Source organism: Rhizobium sp. RAF56 (assembly GCF_052113965.1).
GTDB lineage: Bacteria > Pseudomonadota > Alphaproteobacteria > Rhizobiales > Rhizobiaceae > Rhizobium.
Genome location: NZ_JBFRDU010000114.1, coordinates 1 through 990 on the forward strand (window position 1 = coordinate 1; position 990 = coordinate 990).

1 protein-coding gene and 1 pseudogene are annotated in these 990 nt (G+C 60.0%); both read left to right on the forward strand.

What is annotated here, in order from left to right; all coding sequences use genetic code 11:
• Positions 1-322 (forward strand): VOC family protein (locus AB4048_RS28805; RefSeq protein WP_442205352.1); only part of this gene is annotated, 322 nt, incomplete at its 5' end.
• Positions 323-409: 87 nt separating this feature from the next.
• Positions 410-990 (forward strand): annotated as a pseudogene (locus AB4048_RS28810) (hypothetical protein); the annotation flags it as partial.

Below are 990 nucleotides of genomic sequence, written 5' to 3' on the forward strand. Positions count from 1 at the left end.
ATGGGCCGGTCGTGTTACGGGCCTGGGCGACCAGCATGTCGAAATCGCCATGATGCGCACGCCGGACGGACACAGCCGCCTCGAACTTTCGCGCTTCCTAAAGCCCGAAATCATCTCTGATCATCGAAACGCTCCGGTGAACGCACTTGGATATCTGCGAGCCATGTTCACTGTCGACGACGTTGATGGGACGGTAGAGAGACTTCGAACGCACGGCGCGCAGCTTGTGGGCGACGTCGTCCGATATCAGGACGCCTACAAGCTCTGCTACGTTCGTGGGCCCGAGGGCATTCTGATTGGGCTTGCCGAGGAACTTGGATAGTCCGCCGAGGGATATCCTCGTCCCGTGGCCTCTCTCGGATTGTCTCAACTCGTTGACGTGCAGGGCTGCCGATACCATCTACGCCTCATGCCGAAACACGAAAAGAACGACGTAGAGCTCCTCAGAACATGGACGCTGTCTCCCACGGCCACCATAGGGTCGTCCGTGCGCGCGAAAGGCATACTTCAGGAACTTCAAGCGCGTCTTCCTTCCGCATCGAAGAAGTCGCTCGCTCTCGAAGGTAGCGATATCACACTGGCGATGCCGGTTAGGGAGAAGGCCGCGTTCCATGCGGCGGCAGCCGTCCTCGCAAAGGCAATGGAGGACGTCGAAAACCTACCCGTCATCCCACGAGAAATTCAGGACATCCTGACTATCAAASCCAGCGAACGGCACCGCTGGCTCGCGGACGGGCGCCTGCCGAGCGCAGGAACCCGGACCGTAAGGCTGAACGGGCGCGCCCGACGGATCACGTTTCACGTCTTCGATCCCAAGGTGGTCGWAGACCTGTTGACCGGKGCGCCGTCGATGAATGGCGTGAGGAAGACGCGGAAGCCAGAGCGGAGAACCGTCGGAAGGCGGCGTACAAGGCAAAGTTGACGCGGTCGCTGAAGAAGGCCGGAAAGACGAAGAAGGACAAGGAAGAGAAATCGGACGAGCCCGCTTCG